Genomic DNA, 2,544 nt, shown 5'->3' on the forward strand with positions numbered 1-2,544 from the left:
ATGGCGCGCGATACCTGAACCCGTCCACGGTGAGCAAGACGCAGGCGTACCTGAACTCGCACTGAGCGCTTCGCAGAACCATCTAGATCGCTGACTTACGTGAGACCCGGGCAGCAGTTGCCCGGGTCTCACGCACTAGACCGAAGTTACGTGCCTTGTGACGAGCGAAGCCCCTGCTGAGCAGGGGTTTCGTCGTTTTGGTGGTTTGGTGTTCTGGCTACTTCAGGCTCAGGGGGATGGTGGCGCCCAGGAGTTCGAAGGCTCGTCGCTGGGTGGGGGTGGGCTGGGCGAGGGTGGGCACGGTGGGGCTTGCGTCAGTCTCGCCGTAGCGCAGGTCGGCCCGGGTCAAGGTGGCGAGGTGGTCGAGCAGGTTGGTGAAGCTGCGGGCGGGTAGGTCGTCGGTGGTGGTCTTGGTCGCTGCTTTGGCGTCGGCGGCGGTGGAGCGTTTCGCGGGTGCGACGGGGTCTGCTGGGTGGGGGCGGTTCTCGTCGGTGAATGTCAGTGGCGCCCACGCGGCGCGTAGGTGCCAGGTGAGGTACGCGGCGAGCATGCAGATGAACACGTGGGCTCGGACCCGGGGCTCGGTCCAGTGGTGGATCGGGCGCAGGTCCAGGTCGATGCTCTTGATGGACCGGAAGTCGCGTTCGACGCGGGACAGGGACTTGTAGGTCGCCACGACCTGTTCAGTGGCCAGGTCCGCGGCCGGGACAGATGTGCGCACGACGTAGATCCCGTCCAGGGCGGCCTCGGCCTCGATGGCGTGCTGGTTGCGGGTGTAGCTGAACGCGTCGTCGGTGATGGTCCAGGTGTAGTGCTTGGCCATCTTGTACCGGCCGACGACCTTGCCGACGCGGATCCCGATCTTGCCGGCTCCGTGAAGGCGCCCGGCCGATACGGCGGTGGTGATCTTGGCGAGCTCGGTGTCGGTCGCGGCCAGCAACTCCAGGCGTTTGTGGGCGCGGTGAGCGGCCAGGGCGGGGTTGCGGCAGGCGACGAGGCGCTCCCCGGGGTAGTCGGGGTGGGTGATCTCGGCGAGGTTGGATTGGTCGAAAAGGCTCATCTGAAGGGGCCCGTCGTCGGCGGCCAGCGCCGCGATCGCGGGGGCGCGGAGCGCGGTGACCCAGCCGAGGCCGCCGAGTTCGCGCAGCGCGTCGATGCGGGCGCTGGTGATCATGCCCCGGTCCCCGACCATCACCATGTTCTTGAGCCCGAACGTGTCCCGGACCGTTTCGACGATGCCGGTGAACGCGGTCGGGTCGGCGGTGTTTCCTGCGACGACCCGGACCGCGACCGGGCGACCGGCCGGGTCGGTCAGCAGTCCGTACTCGATCTGGGGCAGTCCCTTCTTTCCGTCGCGGGAGTAGCCGCGGGCCGCCAGCGGGCAGTGTTTGCCGGTGACCCAGGAGGAGGACAGGTCGAATAACGCCAACCGGTTCGGGTTATCGGCGGTGTCCAGGTGGCGGGCGGCCAGCTTCCTCTCGACGGCTTCCTGGCGGCCGGCGAGCCAGTCCATCGCGGCGTACACCTCGTCGGTGGTGGCGTCGGCCACCCCAAGGTCGGTGGCCAGGGTCGTGTCGGCCCACCAGCGTGTCGTGGCCAGCTTCGAGCCGGGGCGGCAGACCCGGGCGATGATCAGCGCCAACGCAATGTCGCGGTCCCGCCCCGCCGGGCCCAGCAGGGTGGGCAGGCCGAGGGCCTTGGCTTGGGCGTGGACCGCTGCGACGTGCCCGTGCGGCAGCGCGCGGACCACGGTCGCCGCCGCCGAGGCCGGCACGAACGCCTGCCCGGACAGGGAGGCGCGGATCATCTCGATCAGGTCCCCTGGCAGGTGCGACAGGTTCGCCACGGTCTCGTTCTTGACCTTCCCGTCCTCGCGGTAAGAACGACGCAGCAGGTGGGTCTCGTAGTCCCGGGCCACCCCGTCCTTGCCAACATAGTGGCGACGGTGGGTTGACACGTGTATGGCACCACCTCGTTTCGGCATATCGGGATTCTATCTCATCCTGTCCGCAGACCCAAGCAATTTAGTGACGACACGCCGAAGCGTTTTTGTGCGCATCTATGCAGGTCAGAACCAGGATCGAGCGTCAGACGAGACGTAACTTCGGACTAAGTCGAAGACCCACACGCCAATGCCGTCGGACGGGTTGAAGACGCACCAGAGGCATGCAGAAGGCCCCTTCCAACGAGCGGAAAGGGCCTCTGACCTGGGTGGAGACACGGGGAATCGAACCCCGAACCTCCCGCTTGCAAACTCGCGGCCCGGCCGGCGTTCGCTGTCGCTGAGCACGTACGCGGCACACCTGGCGGGCATGAGGCGCGGCTGATGGTGGGGGCGTTGCCGCACTTTTTTGGAGTACGGCTGCGGGCGCAGCCGTGCGCGTGGAGTTCCGTCGATCGCCGCACCCTCTCGTAATTGCCGTACAAATCCCGTACAGTGGCGTGTGGAGGTACCACCATGACGACGACCAAGACGCGCCGCCTCGAGTTGCGCACCGATGAGGCCACCGACCAGCTGATCTCTGAGGCGGCGGAACTGCTCCA

General features: G+C 67.2%; 1 protein-coding gene. It reads right to left on the reverse strand.

The features are described 5' to 3' along the window. Positions 1 to 217: 217 nt before the first annotated feature. Positions 218 to 1,957, reverse strand: coding sequence for an IS1634 family transposase (locus VIM19_02740; GenBank protein HEY5183828.1), 1,740 nt, complete (start codon positions 1,955 to 1,957; stop codon positions 218 to 220). Positions 1,958 to 2,544 lie beyond the last annotated feature (587 nt).

The organism is Actinomycetes bacterium, from assembly GCA_036510875.1.
In the GTDB taxonomy this organism is placed as follows: Bacteria; Actinomycetota; Actinomycetes; order Prado026; family Prado026; genus DATCDE01.